The organism is Pseudomonas sp. Lz4W, from assembly GCF_000346225.2.
GTDB classification, from domain to species: domain Bacteria; phylum Pseudomonadota; class Gammaproteobacteria; order Pseudomonadales; family Pseudomonadaceae; genus Aquipseudomonas; species Aquipseudomonas paraversuta.
Genome location: NZ_CP017432.1, coordinates 3,191,113 through 3,211,554 on the forward strand (window position 1 = coordinate 3,191,113; position 20,442 = coordinate 3,211,554).

General features: G+C 55.7%; 24 protein-coding genes. 10 read left to right on the top strand and 14 right to left on the bottom strand.

The genetic code is table 11. The features are described from left to right. Positions 1 to 27: 27 nt before the first annotated feature. On the bottom strand, positions 28 to 579 hold the full coding sequence (gene infC / locus B195_RS14420; protein WP_171970586.1) for a translation initiation factor IF-3: 552 nt from the start codon (positions 577 to 579) through the stop codon (positions 28 to 30). Continuing rightward, positions 579 to 2,501: a threonine--tRNA ligase gene (gene thrS, locus B195_RS14425; protein ID WP_003442175.1), complete on the bottom strand. Its 1,923-nt coding sequence runs from the start codon at positions 2,499 to 2,501 to the stop codon at positions 579 to 581. Before thrS ends, infC begins: the two co-directional genes overlap by 1 nt. 363 nt (positions 2,502 to 2,864) lie before the next feature. Here thrS and B195_RS14430 point away from each other — a divergent pair, with 363 nt between their 5' ends. After that, positions 2,865 to 3,167 (top strand): hypothetical protein, encoded by a 303-nt coding sequence (locus B195_RS14430; RefSeq protein WP_003442172.1) that lies wholly within the window; start codon positions 2,865 to 2,867, stop codon positions 3,165 to 3,167. Between the two features lie 292 nt (positions 3,168 to 3,459). Further along, positions 3,460 to 3,672 carry a cold-shock protein gene (locus B195_RS14435; RefSeq protein ID WP_003179963.1) on the top strand — a complete coding sequence of 71 codons (213 nt, stop codon included), beginning with the start codon at positions 3,460 to 3,462 and terminating at the stop codon, positions 3,670 to 3,672. Positions 3,673 to 3,742: 70 nt separating this feature from the next. On the opposite strand, the gene B195_RS14440 is transcribed toward B195_RS14435, so the two are convergent. Continuing rightward, on the bottom strand, positions 3,743 to 4,051 hold the full coding sequence (locus B195_RS14440; RefSeq protein WP_003442169.1) for an I78 family peptidase inhibitor: 309 nt from the start codon (positions 4,049 to 4,051) through the stop codon (positions 3,743 to 3,745). 160 nt (positions 4,052 to 4,211) lie between these two features. Then, complete coding sequence (locus tag B195_RS14445) at positions 4,212 to 4,517, bottom strand: hypothetical protein (protein WP_003442167.1); 306 nt, start codon at positions 4,515 to 4,517, stop codon at positions 4,212 to 4,214. Between the two features lie 162 nt (positions 4,518 to 4,679). Between B195_RS14445 and B195_RS14450 the strand changes: the two genes are divergently transcribed. Continuing rightward, complete coding sequence (locus B195_RS14450; RefSeq protein WP_003442163.1) at positions 4,680 to 4,880, top strand: hypothetical protein; 201 nt, start codon at positions 4,680 to 4,682, stop codon at positions 4,878 to 4,880. Between the two features lie 17 nt (positions 4,881 to 4,897). On the opposite strand, the gene B195_RS14455 is transcribed toward B195_RS14450, so the two are convergent. Genes B195_RS14455 through B195_RS14485 form a run of 7 tightly spaced genes read right to left on the bottom strand, consistent with a single transcriptional unit; the run spans position 4,898 to position 11,855 of the window. Then, positions 4,898 to 5,926 (bottom strand): nucleoside hydrolase, encoded by a 1,029-nt coding sequence (locus tag B195_RS14455; RefSeq protein WP_003442160.1) that lies wholly within the window; start codon positions 5,924 to 5,926, stop codon positions 4,898 to 4,900. 22 nt (positions 5,927 to 5,948) lie between these two features. Continuing rightward, positions 5,949 to 6,353 (bottom strand): D-ribose pyranase, encoded by a 405-nt coding sequence (rbsD, locus tag B195_RS14460; protein WP_003442157.1) that lies wholly within the window; start codon positions 6,351 to 6,353, stop codon positions 5,949 to 5,951. Continuing rightward, positions 6,350 to 7,270, bottom strand: a complete 921-nt coding sequence (gene rbsK, locus B195_RS14465) for a ribokinase (RefSeq protein ID WP_100917173.1) — start codon at positions 7,268 to 7,270, stop codon at positions 6,350 to 6,352. The genes rbsD and rbsK overlap by 4 nt, the downstream gene beginning before the upstream one ends. 10 nt (positions 7,271 to 7,280) lie before the next feature. Then, the gene (locus B195_RS14470; RefSeq protein ID WP_003442131.1) at positions 7,281 to 8,315 is read right to left on the bottom strand and encodes a LacI family DNA-binding transcriptional regulator; all 1,035 of its coding nucleotides are present in this window, start codon (positions 8,313 to 8,315) and stop codon (positions 7,281 to 7,283) included. Positions 8,316 to 8,318: 3 nt separating this feature from the next. Then, positions 8,319 to 9,296 (bottom strand): ABC transporter permease, encoded by a 978-nt coding sequence (locus tag B195_RS14475; RefSeq protein ID WP_003442129.1) that lies wholly within the window; start codon positions 9,294 to 9,296, stop codon positions 8,319 to 8,321. Beyond that, positions 9,293 to 10,846, bottom strand: a complete 1,554-nt coding sequence (locus B195_RS14480) for a sugar ABC transporter ATP-binding protein (RefSeq protein ID WP_003442127.1) — start codon at positions 10,844 to 10,846, stop codon at positions 9,293 to 9,295. Before B195_RS14480 ends, B195_RS14475 begins: the two co-directional genes overlap by 4 nt. A 55-nt stretch (positions 10,847 to 10,901) precedes the next feature. Continuing rightward, positions 10,902 to 11,855 carry a sugar ABC transporter substrate-binding protein gene (locus B195_RS14485; protein ID WP_003442126.1) on the bottom strand — a complete coding sequence of 318 codons (954 nt, stop codon included), beginning with the start codon at positions 11,853 to 11,855 and terminating at the stop codon, positions 10,902 to 10,904. A 416-nt stretch (positions 11,856 to 12,271) separates the two neighbouring features. Here B195_RS14485 and B195_RS14490 point away from each other — a divergent pair, with 416 nt between their 5' ends. The 5 genes from B195_RS14490 to lpxO all read left to right on the top strand — a co-directional run bounded on the left by B195_RS14490 (position 12,272) and on the right by lpxO (position 16,482). Beyond that, positions 12,272 to 13,348: an asparaginase gene (locus B195_RS14490; RefSeq protein ID WP_003442123.1), complete on the top strand. Its 1,077-nt coding sequence runs from the start codon at positions 12,272 to 12,274 to the stop codon at positions 13,346 to 13,348. A 204-nt stretch (positions 13,349 to 13,552) separates the two neighbouring features. Continuing rightward, positions 13,553 to 13,804, top strand: coding sequence for a DUF1654 domain-containing protein (locus B195_RS14495; protein ID WP_003442121.1), 252 nt, complete (start codon positions 13,553 to 13,555; stop codon positions 13,802 to 13,804). Positions 13,805 to 13,808: 4 nt separating this feature from the next. Next, positions 13,809 to 14,498, top strand: a complete 690-nt coding sequence (locus tag B195_RS14500) for an endonuclease (RefSeq protein WP_003442120.1) — start codon at positions 13,809 to 13,811, stop codon at positions 14,496 to 14,498. Positions 14,499 to 14,628: 130 nt separating this feature from the next. Next, a complete protein-coding gene (locus B195_RS14505) occupies positions 14,629 to 15,354 on the top strand; it encodes a GntR family transcriptional regulator (protein WP_037001474.1) in 726 nt (241 codons plus the stop codon). Between the two features lie 228 nt (positions 15,355 to 15,582). Continuing rightward, positions 15,583 to 16,482 carry a lipid A hydroxylase LpxO gene (gene lpxO / locus B195_RS14510; RefSeq protein WP_003442116.1) on the top strand — a complete coding sequence of 300 codons (900 nt, stop codon included), beginning with the start codon at positions 15,583 to 15,585 and terminating at the stop codon, positions 16,480 to 16,482. A gap of 115 nt (positions 16,483 to 16,597) precedes the next feature. Here the strand turns inward: lpxO and copD are convergent, their stop codons facing one another. Together copD and copC are read right to left on the bottom strand one after the other, a co-directional pair. Next, entirely contained in the window at positions 16,598 to 17,449 is an 852-nt protein-coding gene (copD, locus tag B195_RS14515; protein WP_003442114.1) for a copper homeostasis membrane protein CopD, read from the bottom strand. Between the two features lie 4 nt (positions 17,450 to 17,453). Next, positions 17,454 to 17,828: a copper homeostasis periplasmic binding protein CopC gene (gene copC, locus B195_RS14520; protein ID WP_003442112.1), complete on the bottom strand. Its 375-nt coding sequence runs from the start codon at positions 17,826 to 17,828 to the stop codon at positions 17,454 to 17,456. Positions 17,829 to 17,963: 135 nt separating this feature from the next. On the opposite strand from copC, the gene B195_RS14525 reads away from it, so the two are divergent. Further along, on the top strand, positions 17,964 to 18,509 hold the full coding sequence (locus B195_RS14525) for a histidine phosphatase family protein (RefSeq protein WP_003442110.1): 546 nt from the start codon (positions 17,964 to 17,966) through the stop codon (positions 18,507 to 18,509). A 1-nt stretch (position 18,510) separates the two neighbouring features. Here the strand turns inward: B195_RS14525 and bkdR are convergent, their stop codons facing one another. Then, positions 18,511 to 18,999, bottom strand: a complete 489-nt coding sequence (gene bkdR / locus B195_RS14530; RefSeq protein ID WP_003442107.1) for a Bkd operon transcriptional regulator BkdR — start codon at positions 18,997 to 18,999, stop codon at positions 18,511 to 18,513. A 206-nt stretch (positions 19,000 to 19,205) separates the two neighbouring features. Between bkdR and B195_RS14535 the strand changes: the two genes are divergently transcribed. Next, positions 19,206 to 20,438 (top strand): 3-methyl-2-oxobutanoate dehydrogenase (2-methylpropanoyl-transferring) subunit alpha, encoded by a 1,233-nt coding sequence (locus B195_RS14535; RefSeq protein WP_003442106.1) that lies wholly within the window; start codon positions 19,206 to 19,208, stop codon positions 20,436 to 20,438. The last annotated feature ends 4 nt before the right edge of the window (positions 20,439 to 20,442 follow it).

Below are 20,442 nucleotides of genomic sequence, written 5' to 3' on the forward strand. Positions count from 1 at the left end.
ATCAAAAGGCCTGCCGTGCCCTAGTGATTACTTCTTCTTTTTCGGGGCGATGACCATAATCAGCTGGCGTCCTTCCATCTTAGGATGCTGTTCGACGGTCCCGTATTCAAGCAGGTCACCTTCAACCCGCTTCAACAGTTCCATACCCAGCTCCTGGTGGGCCATCTCACGACCACGGAATCTCAACGATACCTTGGCCCTGTCCCCATCACTCAGGAAACGTACCAGGTTGCGCAGTTTTACCTGGTAATCCCCTTCCTCCGTCCCTGGACGAAACTTGATTTCTTTAACCTGGATCTGTTTCTGGTTTTTCTTTGCAGCGGCAACCTGTTTCTTCTTTTCGAAGATAGATTTGCCGTAGTCCATCAGCTTACAAACTGGGGGTACTGCATCAGCGGAAATTTCCACCAAATCCAGTTTGGCCTCTTCAGCTTTAAGAAGCGCGTCTTCAATTGACACAATCCCAAGCTGCTCGCCTTCAGCCCCAATTAACCGAACCTCGCGTGCCGAGATATTCTCGTTGATCGGGGCCTTCGGTGCAGCTCGTTTATCTTGTCTCATTTCACGCTTAATAATAATTACTCCGAATCATGGCGACCACGCCGGGAAACCGCTTGTGCGAGGAATTCAGCGAATTGCGCGACGGGCATCGAGCCCAGGTCAGCACCTTCACGTGTACGCACAGCGACAGTCTGCATCTCGACTTCCCTATCTCCAATAACCAAGAGGTAAGGAACCTTGAGCAAAGTATGCTCACGGATTTTAAAGCCGATCTTTTCATTTCTCAAGTCAGACTTGGCACGAAATCCGCTCTGATTGAGAGTTTTTTCAACTTCGAGGGCAAAATCTGCCTGTTTATCAGTGATATTCAGGATCACTGCCTGGGTTGGCGCAAGCCACGCAGGGAAGGCACCTTCGTAATGCTCGATCAAAATACCGACAAAGCGCTCGAACGATCCAAGGATCGCGCGGTGCAGCATAACGGGATGCTTACGACTGTTGTCTTCGGACACATATTCTGCGCCAAGACGGATCGGCAGGTTGAAATCGAGCTGTAAGGTACCACATTGCCAGACACGACCCAGACAATCTTTCAGAGAAAATTCGATCTTGGGACCGTAGAAAGCACCTTCACCCGGCTGTAAATCGTACGCCAGGCCAGCACTGTCAAGGGCTGAAGCCAAGGCGCTTTCAGCGCGATCCCACAACTCATCAGAGCCAACGCGCTTTTCAGGACGGGTCGAAAGCTTGAGTTCAATGTCCTTGAAACCGAAATCTGCATACACATCGAGTGTCAGCTTGATGAACGCTGCCGACTCGGCCTGCATCTGCTCTTCAGTACAGAAAATGTGTGCGTCGTCCTGAGTAAATGCACGAACACGCATGATGCCATGCAGTGCGCCCGATGGCTCATTACGGTGACATGCGCCAAATTCGGCCAGACGCAGCGGCAATTCACGGTAGCTTTTCAGCCCCTGATTGAATACCTGCACGTGACAAGGACAGTTCATCGGCTTGATCGCGTAATCGCGGTTTTCCGACTCGGTGGTGAACATGTTTTCAGCGTAGTTAGCCCAGTGACCGGACTTTTCCCACAAGCTGCGATCAACTACCTGAGGAGTTTTAATCTCCAGATAGCCGTTTTCGCGCTGAATCTTGCGCATGTACTGCTCAAGTACCTGGTAAAGCGTCCAGCCATTCGGGTGCCAGAACACCATCCCCGGCGCTTCTTCCTGGGTGTGGAACAACCCCAGGCGCTTGCCGATTTTACGGTGATCACGCTTTTCAGCTTCTTCAATACGCAGGACATAGGCTGCGAGCTGCTTCTTGTCAGCCCATGCAGTGCCATAGATACGCTGCAATTGCTCGTTTTTGGCATCGCCGCGCCAGTAGGCACCGGACAGCTTGGTGAGCTTGAACGACTTCAAGAAGCGCGTATTCGGAACGTGAGGTCCGCGGCACATGTCGACGTATTCTTCATGGAAGTACAGACCCATGGCCTGTTCGTTCGGCATGTCTTCAATCAGGCGCAGCTTGTAGTCTTCACCACGCTGGGCAAAAAGCTCGATCACTTCAGCACGCGGCGTCACTTTCTTGATGACGTCGTAGTCTTTTTCGATCAATTGCTGCATACGCGCTTCAATAGCGGCCATGTCATCCGGAGTAAACGGACGCTCATAGGCGATATCGTAATAAAAACCTTCGTCGATAACAGGTCCGATTACCATTTTGGCTGTCGGATACAGCTGCTTGACTGCATGCCCCACCAAGTGAGCGCAAGAGTGACGAATGATCTCCAGCCCCTCTTCATCCTTGGGAGTGATGATTTGCAAGGTGGCGTCATTTTCGATCACATCACAGGCATCAACCAGCTTGCCGTCGACTTTGCCGGCTACGGTGGCCTTGGCCAGGCCTGCGCCAATCGAAGCAGCTACTTCGGCTACAGATACTGGATGATCAAATATACGTTGACTGCCGTCGGGAAGAGTAATAGTTGGCATGGCGCCTCCTCTCCTAGTGGTGACCCCTACCAAAGGTCACGTGGGTTGGGATGAGCCAGTACGCGATTCGGAGGTATGCCTGCCTCACAGTGGCAGGAGCCTTGCGGCCAACCGTAAACCGAACCAGAGTGACTGGAGTTCAAATAAAATAGGTTAATGGCTCTGCTTCGCGGCTCGGGAGCACACAACAACAGAAAAACGCCAAGGGCGGCATGCTAGCACAGAAGAATGAACGCCGCCCTCTCCACCGCTGTTCACTGAAAGCAATAAGGCGGTTTTTGCAAAATGGTGAACTTGAGCTGCACTATCCCCTCAGATACTCAGTGAAACAAATACAGCTTTAACGCCTATAAGGAGAATCACATGCGCTTGACTCACCTGCTTGCCCTCGTTGCACCACTGGCATTCCTCTTACCCCTCAGTGCCCAGGCCGATAATTGGCCCGCCGGTGCAAAAGAGGCATACATGAAGGATTGCACTGCAGCGGCCAGCCAAAGTGTCGATCAGAAAACCGCCCAGCAACATTGCGCATGCGGTGCAGAAAAAATTTCCGAGAAGTTTTCGACTGCCGAGATCAAAGAGTTGATGAGCAAGACAAAAATGCCGAGCGTAGAGCTGCGGACCAAGGCTCTGGATGCTATTCAGGCCTGCCGGGCAACAAAATAGAGCCTGTTCAGGGGCTGATTTAAGCCTTGAGCAGAGCAAAAACGACCATAAAACGTCTTTTTGCTAAAAAAAATGCATCCTTTACTGCTTTTTTTCGAAGCTGCTTTAGCCATGAAACCCCCATAAAACGGGGACTTAAGGCATTTCAAGCGCCAGACAAATGCTAACAATGATGCAAACTGCCACTCAGGGGGGCTCCCAAACCGCACATTTCGACTATGATAGCTCGGTGTGCCCAGTTGGCCTGAGCAGCACAGTACTACTGAAAATATAAGTTTCTTGGAGATACACCATGTCTAATCGCCAAACCGGCACCGTAAAATGGTTCAACGATGAAAAAGGCTTCGGCTTCATCACTCCTCAAGGTGGCGGTGACGACCTGTTCGTACACTTCAAAGCTATCGAAAGCGACGGTTTCAAAAGCCTGAAAGAAGGCCAGACTGTTTCCTTCGTGGCTGAGAAAGGCCAAAAGGGTATGCAAGCTGCGCAGGTTCGTCCGGAGTAAATCTCCTTCGAACAAAAAAACCCCGTCCATGTGACGGGGTTTTTTATGCCTGCTCCAACGCTAAACGGGCTTAACCGCAGTTGACGCGGGTAATGATCGCGTTGTCATCTGCATTAAGATTCAAGCGGTCAGAGCGGTACTCAAGCGTCATGATGTCGTGTGGCAACAAGATCCGTGCATTCTGCGCGCCGGCCTTGACACGAGCCTGCTCCAGCAGCCCTGGCGACGCTTTCTGGCCGATCACAAATGCAGCTGCCTTAGCATCGCAACGACCACTGTTCGCCTCGGCGACAGGCTCTTTTGCTGTGCCCGGCGTGCTACAGCCAGACAGCGCTACAACCGCCAACAAAGAACCCAATGTCACTAGCTTCCAAGACATGAAGCCTCCTTAAGATAAATAGTCGAAACCTTTGCGACAGTAATTCCGCAGATAGGTTGCACAGAGTCTCACGGTAAAAAACATTAACCGCAGGGCACAAGATATTGCCCGAGCGAAAAACAAGTGCACAGACCTAATAGTGACGGAATGTGTACACCCGCTAGTAAACATCAATGTAATCAAAAGGGGGGCGCGGCCAGTTGTCCTTCAGGGCGTTGTGGATCTGCATCACCCAGACCTCATCGCTTGCAGCTATCTTCCCGACATACCCCGATCCCGCGGCCCAGGTTTCAAGCCTGAACAGTAGCTCGTCGATGTCTGTGCCACCTACGACACTTGACGAAATATAGGCAATGCCTGCCTTAGTCACGCGTAACTGAGTATGTACATCGTCACTGGCCGAGGCCAACAACCTGCGGACCGCATCAACCGTCAGCGCCTCAGGGTCGTTCAAATCAATTTGCATGTTCAGGTTCCGCCCTCAAAATCCCGAGTGTGGCACGCACACCGATCACATGCGAAAGTTGAAGCGCCAAAAGCTGCGGATCATGCTTAACTTTGAGCCCCAGATAGCATCAGCATGGCTTTTTGCTAAAATCGCGTTTCCCACCCCCCTCTTGAGATACCCATGACAACAGTCACCATCGATGCAGACATCAAAGCCAAATGGCCTCAAGGACAGTGCTCCTATAGCCCTGGAAGCCCGGAAGAGCTGGCCATCATCGGTATCGACCTGTTAGTCAAAGAGCTCGGCACCGAGTCGGCCAAAGCCTTTGTCAGCCAAATTTTCGAAAAGTACAAAGATCCCGACTTTACGAAAGTGACATAAGCCGACACAGGCTCAAGTCAGTTCAGCCGCCCCAGGCGCGCAGTCAGCAAATCAAAAAAGCCTTGGGCGTCGCCGTTCTCAACCCAAAAAGCGTTTTTTGGCTGTTTTAACGTGTCATACCAGTCTGAAATTGTTTGACCGAAGGTTGGGCCTTCGCGGGTATCGACGACCAAATTAACCTCTCGCCCGGAAAACAGCTCGGGCTTGAGCAGATAGGCAATCACACTGGCATCGTGTACCGGACCTCCTGGCAGTCCGTAATGCGCCATATCGTTCTTCACGTACTCATTCAAAATATCGCCAACCAATTTGCCGGCCGTATTGCCCAGCGAAGCAATTTGTTTCAGGCGTTGGTCGCTGGTCAGGATCTTGTGCGTCACATCAAGCGGGACATAAACCAGCTTGACGCCACTTTTCAGCACCACGTCTGCCGCATGGGGATCGGCGTAGATATTGAACTCGGCTACAGGAGTGATATTGCCGCCGTTGAAATGAGCGCCGCCCATGACTACGACTTCCTTGATGCCCTTGGTGATATCAGGCGCCTGAATCAAGGCCAGCGCCAGGTTGGTTTGTGGCCCGAGCATGGCAATAGTGACACTGCCAGGCCTGGCTGCGCGTAACGTATCGATCAGGTAGTTGACTGCATTGGCCTGCTCAAGCCCTTTCGCAGGCTCGTGCACCGGAACACCCGTAACACCTTCCTGACCATGAATGTTCTCGGCGTAGATAGGTGTGCGCACCAGGGGTTTTGGAGCCCCGGCATAGACGGGAACCTCTTCACGACCAGCCCACTCCCGGGCAAGACGTGCATTGCGCGAAGTTTTGTCCAGGCGAACGTTACCCGCCACAGTGGTAATCCCCAGCACATTGAGCTGCTCGGGCGAGGCCAGCGCCAACAGCAATGCAACGACGTCATCAGCTCCGGGGTCGGTGTCGATGATCAGATCAATTTTGTCGGCAGCTTGAACACTAGAAATACTGAGAACGGACAAAAACAAGACACTCCTGATCAGATGATGAAAAATTTGCATAAAACGCGACATGACTAACTCCTTGTATGATTTTTTAAAAAGTAACCCCTGCGATCAAAGCGATGTTGCTGTAAGGACGACACTCTCCCGTACGAACAATCACTTTTGCTTGCTGGCATAACTCCTTGAACTCACTGTGAGCGAGCAAATTCCTGCCCCCCAAATCGCCCCGACTGTTGTGCAGATCGATGCCTGACAATGCCGGGCAAGGCGCTAGCAGCAGCTCGTGCGCCAACACATGACTTTGCACCTGCATCTCACTGAGCACCGTGCTCAGCGTACTGCAAAAATCCGGCACCCCCTGCGTCAGTGCCAGATCAATCAGATCAACGCCCTTGGGCACTGGCAAACCGGCGTCAGCAATAATGACGATGTCACCATGCCCCAGCGAGGCAATAGCCCGGGAGAGCGCGATGTTGAGCAAAGGTGTTTTCTTCATGACGAGGCAAAGTCCTTTATATCCTGCAACCCGGGAATAGAGGGCTGCGCACCTGCACGGGTCACTGACAAGGCGGCCGCAGTCTGGGCAAAGCGGATCGCTTCGTCCTCCCCTTTGCCTGCGGCCAGCGCGGCCGAAAAGGCACCTACAAAGGTGTCACCGGCGGCAGTTGCATCAACAGCCTCTACCTTGGGGGCTGCAAAGTGCACGACCCGCTGCGCACTGACCAGCAATGCACCTTGCGACCCCAGCGTCACAATGATGTTGCTCGCCCCTAGCGCCATCAGGCTGCGCGCAGCCAATTCTGCGGACTCAAGGGAATCGACTGGCACCCCGCTGAGTGCCCGGGCCTCACTTTCATTCGGGATCAAGTAATCAACCAGTGCATACCATTGCACCGGTAACGGCCCGCTGGCGGGAGCTGGATTGAGGACGACAATTTTATCCAGTTCACGCCCGCGCTTGAGGACATGACCGACCGTATCCATCGGCACCTCAAGCTGGCAAATAATGACCTTCGCCCCTTGCAGCATGCCGTCAACCGTCATGATGTCTTGAGCGTCGAGACAGCCATTGGCACCCGGCACCACCACTATGGTGTTCTGACTGTCGGTATCCACCACGATCAGCGCGACACCACTCGCACCCTGCGCCACAGTACGCACCGCCTGACAGTCGATGCCCTCGGCCTCCAGCCCCTCACGCAGTTGCACGCCGTACGCATCGGTGCCTACGCACCCGACCATAGCCACGCTTGCACCCAGACGCGCTGCCGCCACCGCCTGGTTCGCCCCCTTACCGCCATGGACGGTGCCAAAGGCCTGCCCGAAAACTGTTTCACCCGGACGCGGCAGGCGCTCTGCACGGGTGACCAGGTCCATATTGAGGCTGCCAACCACCACTACATTTGCTTGCATGTATCGACACTCATCCATTGGATTTGCAGGAGGGTTGCACCGGCGCCCCGACATAGGCTGCTGTCGACTCTCGCAACACGATACTTGGCGTCACAATTCGCTGCTCCACCGCCCGCCCGGGCGATGCAATACGACGCAACAATAACTGCGCTGCCATTTCACCCAGTTGCAAAATCGACTGGCCGACGGTCGTCAGCGCCGGGTAGACATAGCGACTCATCTGCACATCATCAAAGCCTATGACTGACAGCTGGTCCGGTACTCGAATATTTCGCTCGGCAGCAGCCCGCAAAACGCCGATGCCCATCATGTCGTTGCAGGCGAAAATAGCCGAAGGCCGGTCGTTTTCCAGCAGCCTGACAGCCGCCTGATAACCCCCGACACTGCTGAAATCACTCTCGATCATCCAGGCCCCGGGCGCTGAAATTCCGGCTTCTGCCAACGCCCGCAGATAACCGGCAGTACGTAGCTGCGCCACACGGGTGATTGCAGGGCCACCAATACAGGCGATGGCCCTGTGCCCCAGATCGAGTAAATGACGGGTGGCCAGATAGGCCCCCAGCTCGTGATCGATCCGCACCAGATCGGCATCGATACCTTCGAGATTGCGATCGACGATGACCATGGGCGTTCGTACACCGACCAGACCGCTCGCCAGCCCGAGGTCTCCACCGGCCGAGGCCACAACCAGCCCATCCACGCGCTTCTCAAGCAATACCCGCAGATAATTGCGCTGCTTGTCAGGATCATCGTCGCAGTTGCACAAAATGACGCAGTAATTGTTGCGCTCGCAATAGTCTTCGATACCTCGCGCCAACTCGGCGAAGTACGGGTTCAGGCTGTTGGCCACCAGCAACCCGATAGTCGCAGTGGTCTTGGCCTTCAAGGAGCGCGCGACAGCACTGGGCACATAATCAAGACGCGCAATGGCCTCCTCCACCTTCAAACGCACCGGCTCACTCACCGGGCGCGTTTTGTTCAGGACATGTGAAACCGTGGTGTAGGAAATGCCGGCCATAGCAGCGACATCTTTAATGGTTGCCATTATTCAGTTCCGTCGCCGTGCACGTTGACTGCGGTAAGTATCCAGGACCACTGCCATCACTATGACAGCACCGGTAATAATACGCTTTGTCGGCTCGGTTGCGCCGATTTGAGCCAGCCCCGCGGCCAATACCGAAATGATCAGCACCCCAAAAAAAGTGCTGATGACGGAGCCGCGCCCGCCCATCAAACTCGTTCCCCCAATCACCACCGCAGCAATAACCTGCAACTCAAGCCCCGACCCCGCATTGGGGTCTGCGGCTTCCAGGCGCGATATCTGAAACAACGCAGCTACGCCTGCAAGCAATCCCATCAAGCTGAAGACCAGGATCTTGTACGGTTTGGGATTGATACCGGACAGGCGAACGGCTTCCTCGTTAGTGCCGATCCCGATCAGATAACGGCCAAACACCGTACGCGTCAGCACTGCCTGAGCCACGACAATGATCAGCAACGCAATGATGAAAGAAGGCGAAATGCCAAATGCAATCGGGTTCGACAACCAGGCGAAAGCATCGCCTATGTAGGCCGTACGTGAGCCCGTCATTTGATAGGCCGCGCCCCGGGCCATTTCCAGAACGCCCAATGAAACAATAAAGGAAGGAATTCGCCAGGCGACACTGATCGACCCCGTGATCGTACCTGCCAGCGCAGCACAAGCCATGCCCAGCAAAGCCGCAGGCAAAATGCCCCAGCCCCACCCCAGAATTGCCACACTGACCGCTGACGCCGCCAATGCCAGTACCGACCCTACCGACAGGTCGATTCCACCAATGATCAATACAAACGTCATCCCGACAGACAGCACCATCAAGTCCGGAATCTGATTGGCCAGCGTGCTCAACGTGTCGTAGGAAAAGAAGTGATCGCTAAGACTTGAGAACAGCACAATCATGGCCAGCAAGGCGCCAGCCAGCCCCAGATAAGTGCCGGTTCCGTAATAGTTGCGTGCACTTTTTTGCACGGCGGCGGTGGACTTCATGAGGCTTCCTTTGGCGTTGCTTCTGCGAGCAACGCATCTCGTGTTTGATAACCTGCAAAAGCGGCTGCCAGCAGCTGCTCCTGACTCCAGTTGTTACGCTCGAACGTTTCTATCAGGCGCCCTGCTGACAGCACACCGATACGATCACAGATCAACATCAGTTCACGCAGGTCACTCGATACCACCACCAGCGCCCTGCCCTGACGGGTCAGCTCACCAAGCAGACGGTAGATATCAAACTTGGCACCGATATCGATGCCACGGGTGGGTTCATCAAACAGCAAAACCGTACAGTCGCGTTCCAGCCAGCGGCCGATGACCACCTTCTGCTGGTTACCGCCGGAAAGTTGCGACACCACTTGCCCGGGCCCTGAACTGCGGATGCCCATCGCGTCGATCTGGCGTTGCGCCAGCGCAGCCTCCTGCACACCGCTCACCAGCCCCAGACTGGAAACCCGGTGCATATTGCCCAAGCCTATGTTGGCACTGATCGACTGGGTCAATAGCAGGCCCTCACCTTTGCGGTCTTCGGTAATCAGGGCGATCCCTTGTTTGACGGCCTGTGCCGGCGAGCGGATCTTGACCACCTGCAGCGGGGACCCGACTGCAACGGTGCCGCTATCTGCCAGATCAGCACCGTAGATCAACCGCAAGAGCTCGGTCCGCCCGGCTCCGATCAAACCTGAAATGCCAAATATTTCGCCCTTTCTGACTTCAAATGAGACATCCCGCACCTTGTCTGACCGACCCAGCGCCGAGACCCTGAGCGCTGTCTCACCCAACTGGCGCGTCCCGAGCTCCAATGCATCGCCCAGTTCGCGCCCTACCATCAGATGGACCAATTGTTCGCTGCTGTAGTTGGCTATCGGCTCAACACACACCAGGCTGCCATCACGCAGCACAGCAATGCGCTGCGCCACCCGCGCCAGCTCTTCCAGCCGATGGGAGATGTAAATAATTGCCACGCCGCGAGCCTGAAGCCGCTCGATCTGAACAAACAGCATCTCGACTTCACGGGCCGTCAGCATGGCCGTCGGCTCATCCAGGATCAGCACATGGCAATCGCCAATCAAATTACGGGCGATTTCCACCATTTGCTGGTGACCAATGCCAAGATCGCCGACCAATGTGTCAGGGTCTATGGACTCCAGGCCTACCTGGGCCATTGCTTCAATGGCGGACTTGCGCAATTGCCTGCGATTGATCCAGCCCAGGTGGCCGGGCAGATTATCCAGAAACAGGTTCTCGGCCACGGTCAGGGTGGGGAGCAGATTGAGCTCCTGCATGACCATACGCACCCCCTGTCGCTCAGCTTCTGAACGACTGCCTGGCGTGTAGGCATGGCCATTGAATTGCATCTGCCCCTGGGTCGGTAACTCCAGACCGGCGATGACTTTTGACAGCGTGCTTTTTCCGGCGCCATTTTCGCCCGTCAAGGCCAGCACTTCACCGCGATACAACGCCAGATCGATGCCCGTCAAAACGGGTTGCGTATAGGTTTTGCCGATCCCGCTGACTGACAGGACCACGCTGGCATTGGGAGCAGACATAAAACTTCTCCGGGCACCTGCCCGACCGGGCAGGTGTCTGTGACAGCGAATGGGACTATTTTTTGGTTATCAGCTCGACCGGAGTATCAATCACGCCATCCTTGAGGTTCTCCACCGGCTCGTTCTTGAGCAGCTTGAGCGCGGTCTGGATGCCATAAACGGCCTGTTCGGCAGCCGCCTGATCAGCCGTGGCAAGCACACGGCCGTCCTCCAGCATCGGCTTGATCGCATCAATATTGTCATAGCCCACGACTTGCACCTTGCCTGCTTTACCCGCCGCACGGATTGCCGACACTGCCCCTACGGCCATGTTGTCATTGCCCGCCAGCAGCGCCTTCAGGTTCGGATATTCACTGAGCATGGCCGCAGCTTTTTTGTTGCCACCGTCGATTTCCCAGTCGCCCGATTGCGTCGATACAATTTTCATCCCTGCGGCGTCCATTGCATCCTTGAAGCCTGCGGTACGCATTTGCGCATTGGTGGTGGTCGATACACCTTCAATGATGCCCACCTCATCGCCCGGCTTCAGCTGCTTCGCCAGATAGTCCCCGACTTCACGCGCGCCCTTTCTGTTGTTCGGGCCCACGAACGGTACTTCGATACCTTTGCTTTTCAGCACTTCGGGGTCGAGCTGGTTATCGATATTGACCACTACGATTCCGCGATCCCGGGCTTTCTTGATCGCCGAAACCAGTGCTTTGGAGTCTGCAGGAGCAATTACCAGCGCATCGACTTTGGCAATGATCATCTGATTGATTATGTCAATTTGACCGGCTGTGTCGGTTTCATTCTTGATTCCGTTGGAGACCAGATCGAAATCCGCAGAATGAGCCTTTTGATAGGCCTTGCCACCGTCCTGCATAGTGACAAAGAACTCGTTGGCCAACGACTTCATCACCAAACCCACCTTGGGTTTTTGAGCAGTATCGGCGTGAGCGACAGAGAGGGTCAGGGAGGCTGCGGCCAACATGGCGACAGCGAGAAGGCGTCCAGCAAAGGGCAGCTTCATGGCAGTAACTCCGATCTTATGATTATTGTGAGCAACGTCCGGCCCGGATAAAGCCTGAAAAAATACAGGGTCAGAGCCCAGAGAATACGGCTCTAAAAGCACCGCGCAAACGTTTGCTTGAACCTCACTATGTAAAGCGGTTGGTTTTTTGTCAACGTGAAAAACAGACTGTAACGAGCCGACAAGCGGTCGAGTCTCCGAACAAATAACCGCCCGCTGTTCGGAAAACCGTCCAGAACTGCCCAATGTAAAAAACAAACAATAATTTATTCATATAAATCAAATAGTTAGATGCATCAAAAATACACTTTGCAGTGGCACAGTTAGTGCTTTGTTAGGCAGCGCGTGCGCAAGAGAAGGCACGTGCGGTGCTCGATGTCGGTACATCAGCAAGCCCACCAATAAGAGAGAAAATAATGAAACCTGCTGTGTTAAAAACCATTGTTCCGGCCGCCCTGGCCTTTCTGTTGGCCATGCCTGCCGTTCAGGCACAAGAGACCACCAAACCTAACGTTGTCATCCTGGCAACCGGCGGCACCATTGCCGGCGCAGGTGCCAGCGCAGCCAACAGCGCGACCTACACCGCCGCCAAAGTGGGTATCGACCAACTGATTGCCGGTGTTCCCGAACTGAGCCAATTGGCAAACGTACGCGGCGAGCAAGTCATGCAAATCGCGTCCGAAAGCATCACCAACGACAATTTGCTGCAATTGGGCCGTCGCGTCGCCGAGCTGGCTGACAGCGAGGATGTCGATGGCATCGTCATCACTCACGGCACCGATACCCTCGAAGAAACGGCCTACTTCCTCAACCTGGTCGAAAAAACCGACAAGCCGATCATCGTCGTCGGCTCCATGCGCCCGGGCACTGCCATGTCCGCAGACGGCATGCTCAACCTGTACAACGCCGTGGCGGTAGCCGGCAGCAAAGAAGCACGGGGCAAAGGTGTACTGGTCACCATGAACGACGAGATCCAGTCGGGCCGTGATGTCACCAAATCAATGAACATCAAGACCGAAGCATTCAAGAGCCCTTGGGGCCCGCTCGGCATGGTGGTTGAAGGTAAATCTTACTGGTTCCGCTTGCCGGCCAAGCGTCACACCATGGATTCCGAGTTCGACATCAAAAACATCAAGTCCCTGCCAAACGTAGGCATCGCCTACTCCTATGGCAACGTCGACGACACTGCCTACAAAGCCTTTGCACAGGCCGGCGCCAAAGCCATCATCCACGTTGGCACAGGCAACGGTTCCGTGTCCTCGCGTGTAGTGCCTACCCTGCAGGCCCTGCGCAAAGACGGCATCCAAATCATCCGTTCTTCCCACGTTAATAACGGCGGATTCGTACTGCGTAACGCAGAACAACCTGACGACAAATACGACTGGGTTGTCGCCCACGACCTGAACCCGCAAAAAGCCCGCATCCTGGCCATGGTCGCCCTGACCAAAACCCAAGACAGCAAAGAACTGCAGCGGATGTTCTGGGAGTATTGATCTGATCCACGCCGGACACTGCCCAGTGCCCGGCGTTGAAACCACTCAACCTCCCCGGTGAGTGGTCCAATTAATTGATTTTTCTCCCCTTCTCGCACTAAACCGAAAAAACGCAGTCCGATCCGCAGCCAAATGAATTCAAACAGTTGCCAAATCCCATACAGTTAAATACTGTATGCCCATACAGCAACCAAGGATCGCATCATGGCTAAAAAACCGGTCAAAGCGCCACCCCTTCCAAGCCCCTACGAAATTTTCGGAACCCGCATACAAAAAATCATCAGCTCGCCTAAAGCTCAAAAAGACAAAATGGCGGTGCTTGAACGACTGGAGGGCGACAATCCCGAATTCTGGGAGCGCCTGTTAGAAGAGATCTCCGAAAACGACAATGTCACAATCGCCCATCGCGATGATGGCGGGGTCAATGTTTTCTGGACCGTACCAGAGGAAGATTGAGTCAATGAGGGTTCGTATACTGGCATTAGCCAGCCTCTTTACCGCTATAAGTGCCCATGCTGCGGCTCCGCAGACCTTCAGCGAAGCCAAGAAAGTCGCCTGGAAACTCTATGCACCACAGTCCACCGAGTTCTATTGTGGCTGTAAATACACCGGCAATCGGGTGGATCTCAAAGCCTGCGGGTATGTACCCAGGAAGAACGCCAATCGTGCAGCCCGTATCGAGTGGGAACACATAGTTCCCGCCTGGCAAATTGGCCACCAGCGCCAATGCTGGCAAAGCGGCGGTCGAAAAAACTGCACCCGCCACGACCCGGTCTACAAAGTGGCAGAGGCCGACCTGCACAACCTGGTGCCCAGCATCGGCGAGGTCAACGGAGACCGAAGCAACTTCAGTTTTGGCTGGCTCCCCGCGCAGGCGGGCCAATACGGTTCATGCCTGACCCAGGTCGACTTCAAGGCCAAGAAGGTCATGCCCCGGCCGTCAATTCGCGGCATGATTGCACGCACCTACTTCTACATGAGCAAACGCTACGACCTGCGCCTGTCCAAGCAAGATCGGCAACTGTATGAAGCGTGGAACAAGACCTATCCGGTCCAGGCCTGGGAGCGTCAACGGAATCAGGCCGTAGCCTGCGTCATGGGCCGTGGTAACGAGTTCGTCGGCCCGGTCAACCTCAAAGCCTGCGGCTGAGAGCATTGCCTGCGCCACGCCTTGAACCCTGAACACCGGCAGGGTTCAAGGCAGCTTGCACTCCCGTAACCGACCCCTTTCACCCGCTCATTTGTTGCTGAACCGGCATTGCTCAACTATTACTCAGGGAATGATAAAGCACCCACGATTTGACCAGAGACAACAGGTAGTCAACGAGCTCGTCCAGCGTATCGAAAGCGGTCTATTGGCAGACGGCCATCCCCTCCCCGGCGAAGAGCAACTAGCCTTGGAACTGCGGGTTAGCACCAGCACGCTACGCGAAGCACTGGCCGAGCTGGAAAGGCGCAGATACATCGCCATGCAGGCCGAAGGCAGCGCCATCGTCACCTACGACGGCATTACCCTCGACCAGAATAACGGCTGGACTCAGGCCCTGGCCAACACAGGCGCCAGGATCTGCACTGAGCTTCTGCAACTCCAGACCCAGGAGCGTCCGGAGCTGGCACCTCAATTTGGCTTGAGCCGATTCGTCATTCTGGTTCGCCGCCGCCGTGACAATGACACCGCCATTTCCCTGGAGCGCTCGCTCATGCCCGCCACCGGCGGCCTCGAAGGCCTGCCACGAACCGGACTGATAGATGACTCGCTGACTATCACTTTGGCCGCCTACGGCTTTGTAGCCGAGAGCGGTGATCAATGGATCAGCGCGGCCCCCCTCGGTGCAGAAGACGCGTTGCTCCTGGGACGAACCGCAGGAACCGTTTTCCTCAAGGCCCTGCGCACAACTTTCGACCGGCACGGGCGCTTTATGGAGCAGGTAGAAAGCTGGCTGGATCCTCAGCACTTCCGGATGTACCAGTCTCTGGGCGCCAAAGGCATTGATCACACCTGGTGATGCCCGTGAGCCGGTGTACTGCCTGCAAAAACCCCATCCGCAATCCGACCAAAGACTGCAAGTGAATCTCTACAAAAACTTCATGAAACGCTGGAAAAAGCCCAAAGTGCTGTTTTAACCTTACACTTTGGCTCCCCTCCAGAGACACCAGCGCCCGATACCTCCTGCAAGAGGTCGGGCTACTTGCGTGCATGCAGGGGAGCGCTCTCCTGACTTGTGACGATACTTTTGAAACTCATCATTATTGCTGTTTACGTTTTGTCCATTGCGCATGTGCACCTGCGGGGCAAAGTTCGCCATAAACTGGGGCGCCAGCTGAGCGATCACTCGACCTTCCTGGCGCCCATCAACTGCTTCCTGTATTTGTTCTCCAAAGTTCCCAGCCAGCCTTATTTGAAACCGGCAGATTTCCCGCAGTTACAACCCTTGCAGGATCACTGGATGGAGATCCGCGACGAAGCGCGCAACTTGATGCAGGCAGGCGAAATCAAACGATCTGAGCAACCGAATGATGTCGGTTTCAACTCGTTCTTCAAGAGTGGCTGGAAGCGCTTTTATCTCAAGTGGTATGGCGACAATCATCCGTCGGCAGTTGAAATGTGCCCACGCACCATTGAGCTGCTCAACGGTATCGGCATCATCAAGGCGGCCATGTTTGCCGAGTTGCCACCCGGTTCAAAGCTGGTACGTCATCGCGACCCCTATGCGGGCTCGTTGCGCTTTCACTTGGGCCTGGACACCCCGAATGATCCGGGCTGCTATATCAACGTCGACGGGCAGAACTACTCCTGGCGTGACGGCGAAGCCGTGATGTTTGACGAAACCTTCATCCATTACGCCGAAAACACCACCGCTGAGAATCGCATCATCCTGTTCTGCGATGTGGAGCGCCCCATGCAATATCGCTGGGCAGCAGCCTTCAATCAGTGGTTCAGCCGCACGGTCATGGCGTCGGCCAGCGCCCCCAACGATACCGGCGATAAAACCGGTGCCCTGAACCGCGCGTTTACCAGGCTGTACAAAATCCGCCTGCGCGGCAAGGAACTGAAAAAACGCAATCGCACGCGCTACTACCTGGAAAAATGGGCGATTTTCGGCGGCTTGATGGCGTTGTTTCTGGTCATCTAGCCCCCCTGCCTCGCGATGCGCTTGAGGCTATCGCGAGGCAGGCTCGCTCCTACCGAGCAGATGCCACCGCCACAAGGTGGCCAGCAACCCCGCCACGCACACTATGAGCAGGTACTCACCTGACAATCAGCGGTGGCAAGGTCCCCAGTAGTGAAACAGCAGCCACGGCCATCAAGCCAAATAACCACTCAAGCGCCACACTGTTGCGCAAGACAGCAAAGTGGCCAGCGCGGCTCATCAGCAGATTGAACAACGCCAGCAACAGCATCACGCCAACCAGGGCCACTTTAATCAGCAGGATCAGTGCGAAACCTTCGAACAGCGGCGTAGGCCAAAGTGCACCTGTCAGAACCCGGGTATTGATAAGACCGGTCACAATGATCCCGGCCACCAGCACAAACCCCAGATTGCTGAAGCGCCGCAGCACCCGATCCACACTTTGCCCGGCAGGACGAGTGAGCAGCAGCAACAACCCCGACAAGCCGCCAACCCAGGCCCCGACACACATCAGGTGAATGAACTGGTTGAGCATCAGCAGTTGACCGCGCCAGCCATCCAGCATCGCGCCATGCCCCACTGGCGCCAGGGTGGCCAGCAACAGCACGCTGAAGATCCACGCGGCCTTAAAACCGGAATTTGCATAAAGCGCAACGAGCAACAACACATTGAACAGCAGGTGCCCGGCCCAGACCTGACCAAAAAAAGTGCTGCCCAACACCAGCCAGAGAGTGTCGGGGTCCAGGGTCTCAGGCCAGCTGCCGGCCATCGAATGGGTGGTCAGCAGCAACCAGGCCAGGCCGCTGACCAACGCCAGCCAGGCCAGAGCGCAGCAAAATCTGTGCAACAGACCATCAATCGCAGGTGACGGCTTGATCGCCAGCAGCAAGGGCCTGAATGCGCTGACGCCAAAAATCAGCAGCACAGCGCAGAAATGCACAAATCGGCATACAACCATGTCGCTGACCATCAACTCAGTTGCCCACCGTGAAGCCGTACTGACCAGCGCTGTTATGGGTGTCAACCGACACGGCCTTCCAGTCCACGCTGTACTTGCCTGCTGGCAACGCTTGAGCCGGGGTCACAATCAGCACCTTCTTGTTACCGGGTTCTGTCTTGATGCTGCTTACAGCAACCGGCGCGCCGTCGTGGCTGAGGGTCACCTTGGTGAACTTTTCTTCAACCCCTTCGCTGAAGGTCAGGCGCACTTCATTGGCAGTGGCGACCGTGCTGTCGGCCGCAGGTGTCGACTGTTGCAGATGGGCATGGGCAGAGGCCGAGCCGGCACCGGCCAGCAGTGTCAGCAACGCAGCGGTATTAAGGATTTTTTTCAAGAGGACAGCAGACATGGCGAAGTACCTTGAGATAGAAATGCGCAGTGATAATACTCGCCTAATCTCAATTGAGGGGCACCCGCCCCCTGCAAATGCGAGCAACACAGGTGCCGCCTGTTACTGCAACGCATTACCCGCAAGGACTTCATCATGCCCATCCGCCTGAGTTTTATCTGTCATGCCCGCACTGAAGCCCAGCGTCTGGGCCGCTTTGCTCTGGATGAACCGGCTGACCCCAAGGGATTGCTGCAAGCGCAGGAAATGGCTGCGGCCTTGAAGAAGCCTGTGCGAATTCTTTGCGCCCCCGAAACCCGAACCTTGCAAACTGCCCAGGCGCTGGGTGACGACATCGAGATCGTGCCGGCGCTGGAGGATTACGACTTCGGCGAGTGGCGAGGCTTGCGCCTGGTCGACCTGCAGCAAAGTATTCCCCAGGTACTCGCCGACTGGACCAACAACCCCGGGTCGGCGCCCCATGCTGGCGAGTCGGTAGAAGCCCTGTGCCTGCGGGTCGGCGCCTGGCTCGATGAGTTTCGCGAGGAAGGCCATTTTGCGGTCGTGACCCACCCCTTCGTCATCCGCGCCGCCATCCTGCATGCGCTGGCCGCAAGCAGCGCATCCTTCAACCTGATTGATGTAGAACCACTGTCCAGGGTCGAGTTGCGTTTTAACGAACGCTGGCGGCTGCGGGTCTGAATCACTCCTCCAGCGTCAGCCCACCCGGCGGCAACGGCAGCGCCGTTTTGTAGCGCACCTGTTTCAGGGCGAAGCTGGACCGGATGTTCGCAACCCCGGGCACTTTGGTCAAAAAGTCCATCATGAAGCGTTCCAGCGCCTGAATGCTCGGCACCAGCACCCGGATCAGATAATCCGGGTCGCCGGCCATCAGATAGCACTCCATGACTTCGTGACGATCCGAGATCGCCGCCTCAAATTTTTGCAAGGCTTCTTCAACCTGTTTCTCCAGGCTGACATGGATGAACACATTCACGTGCAGGCCCAGCATGTCTGCGTCCAGCAAGGTGACTTGCTCACGAATCAGCCCGCGTTCTTCCATGGCCTTTACCCGATTGAAACAGGGTGTGGGGGACAAGTTGACCGAACGTGCAAGGTCCGCATTGGTGATGCGCGCATTCTGCTGAAGGCTGTTGAGAATCCCGATATCCGTTCGATCTAGCTTGCGCATGAGACAAAAGCACCTGTTTTTTGTGTTTATAAAGAATTCTTATCCTTAATCGCTGCAAAGCACAACGAACTACAGAGAAATATTCTTCACTGTCAGGAATATGATTGTTGTAGGACAAAATCCGGCTTGATCACCCGCCGGATTTTCGACGCAAAAACTAGCTCCCGCGCCTAATAAACACGACAAGATCGAGCGTAGAGAAAGCCATGACTGAATATGCACCGCTGCGCCTGCACGTTCCCGAACCCTCCGGCCGTCCAGGCTGCAAGACCGATTTCAGCTACCTTCGCCTGACCGATGCCGGTCTGGTGCGCAAACCCCCTGTCGATGTAGAGCCTGCCGATACCGCCGATCTGGCCAAAGGCCTGATTCGCGTGCTCGACGATCAGGGTCAGGCACTCGGCCCCTGGGCAGAAGGCGTCTCGACCGAGATCCTGCGGGCGGGCATGCGCGCCATGCTCAAAACGCGGATTTTCGACACCCGGATGGTGGTTGCCCAGCGTCAGAAAAAAATGTCGTTCTATATGCAAAGCCTTGGCGAAGAAGCCATTGGCAGCGCCCAGGCCCTGGCCTTGAACATCGACGACATGTGCTTCCCGACCTACCGCCAGCAGAGCATTTTGATGGCCCGCGACGTGCCTCTGGTGGATCTGATCTGCCAGTTGCTGTCCAACGAACGCGATCCACTTAAAGGCCGTCAGTTGCCGATTATGTATTCGGTCCGGGACTACGGCTTTTTCAGTATTTCCGGCAACCTCGCGACCCAATTCATGCAAGCGGTCGGCTGGGGCATGGCATCGGCGATCAAGGGCGACACCAAAATCGCCTCCGCCTGGATCGGTGATGGCGCCACCGCCGAATCGGACTTTCACACCGCCCTGACCTTTGCCCACGTCTACCGCGCGCCGGTGATTCTTAACGTGGTGAATAACCAGTGGGCCATTTCGACCTTCCAGGCGATTGCCGGTGGCGAAGCCACCACCTTCGCCGGACGTGGCGTGGGCTGCGGCATTGCCTCGCTGCGCGTCGACGGTAACGACTTCATCGCGGTGTACGCCGCCTCGGTCTGGGCCGCGGAGCGCGCACGACGCAATCTGGGGCCGACACTGATTGAGTGGGTCACGTATCGCGCCGGCCCGCACTCCACTTCTGACGACCCTTCCAAGTACCGTCCTGCCGATGACTGGAGCCACTTCCCGCTGGGCGATCCGATCATTCGCCTCAAACAGCACCTGATTGCCACTGGCAACTGGTCCGAGGAAGAACACGCAGCCGTCAGCGCCGAACTCGAAGCCGAAATCATTGGTGCACAGAAAGAAGCCGAGCGATTTGGCACCCTGGCCGGCGGCCAGATGCCAAGCGCGGCGACGATCTTTGAGGACGTGTACAAGGACATGCCCGAGCACTTGCGTCGGCAACGTCAGGAATTGGGGTTATAACCAG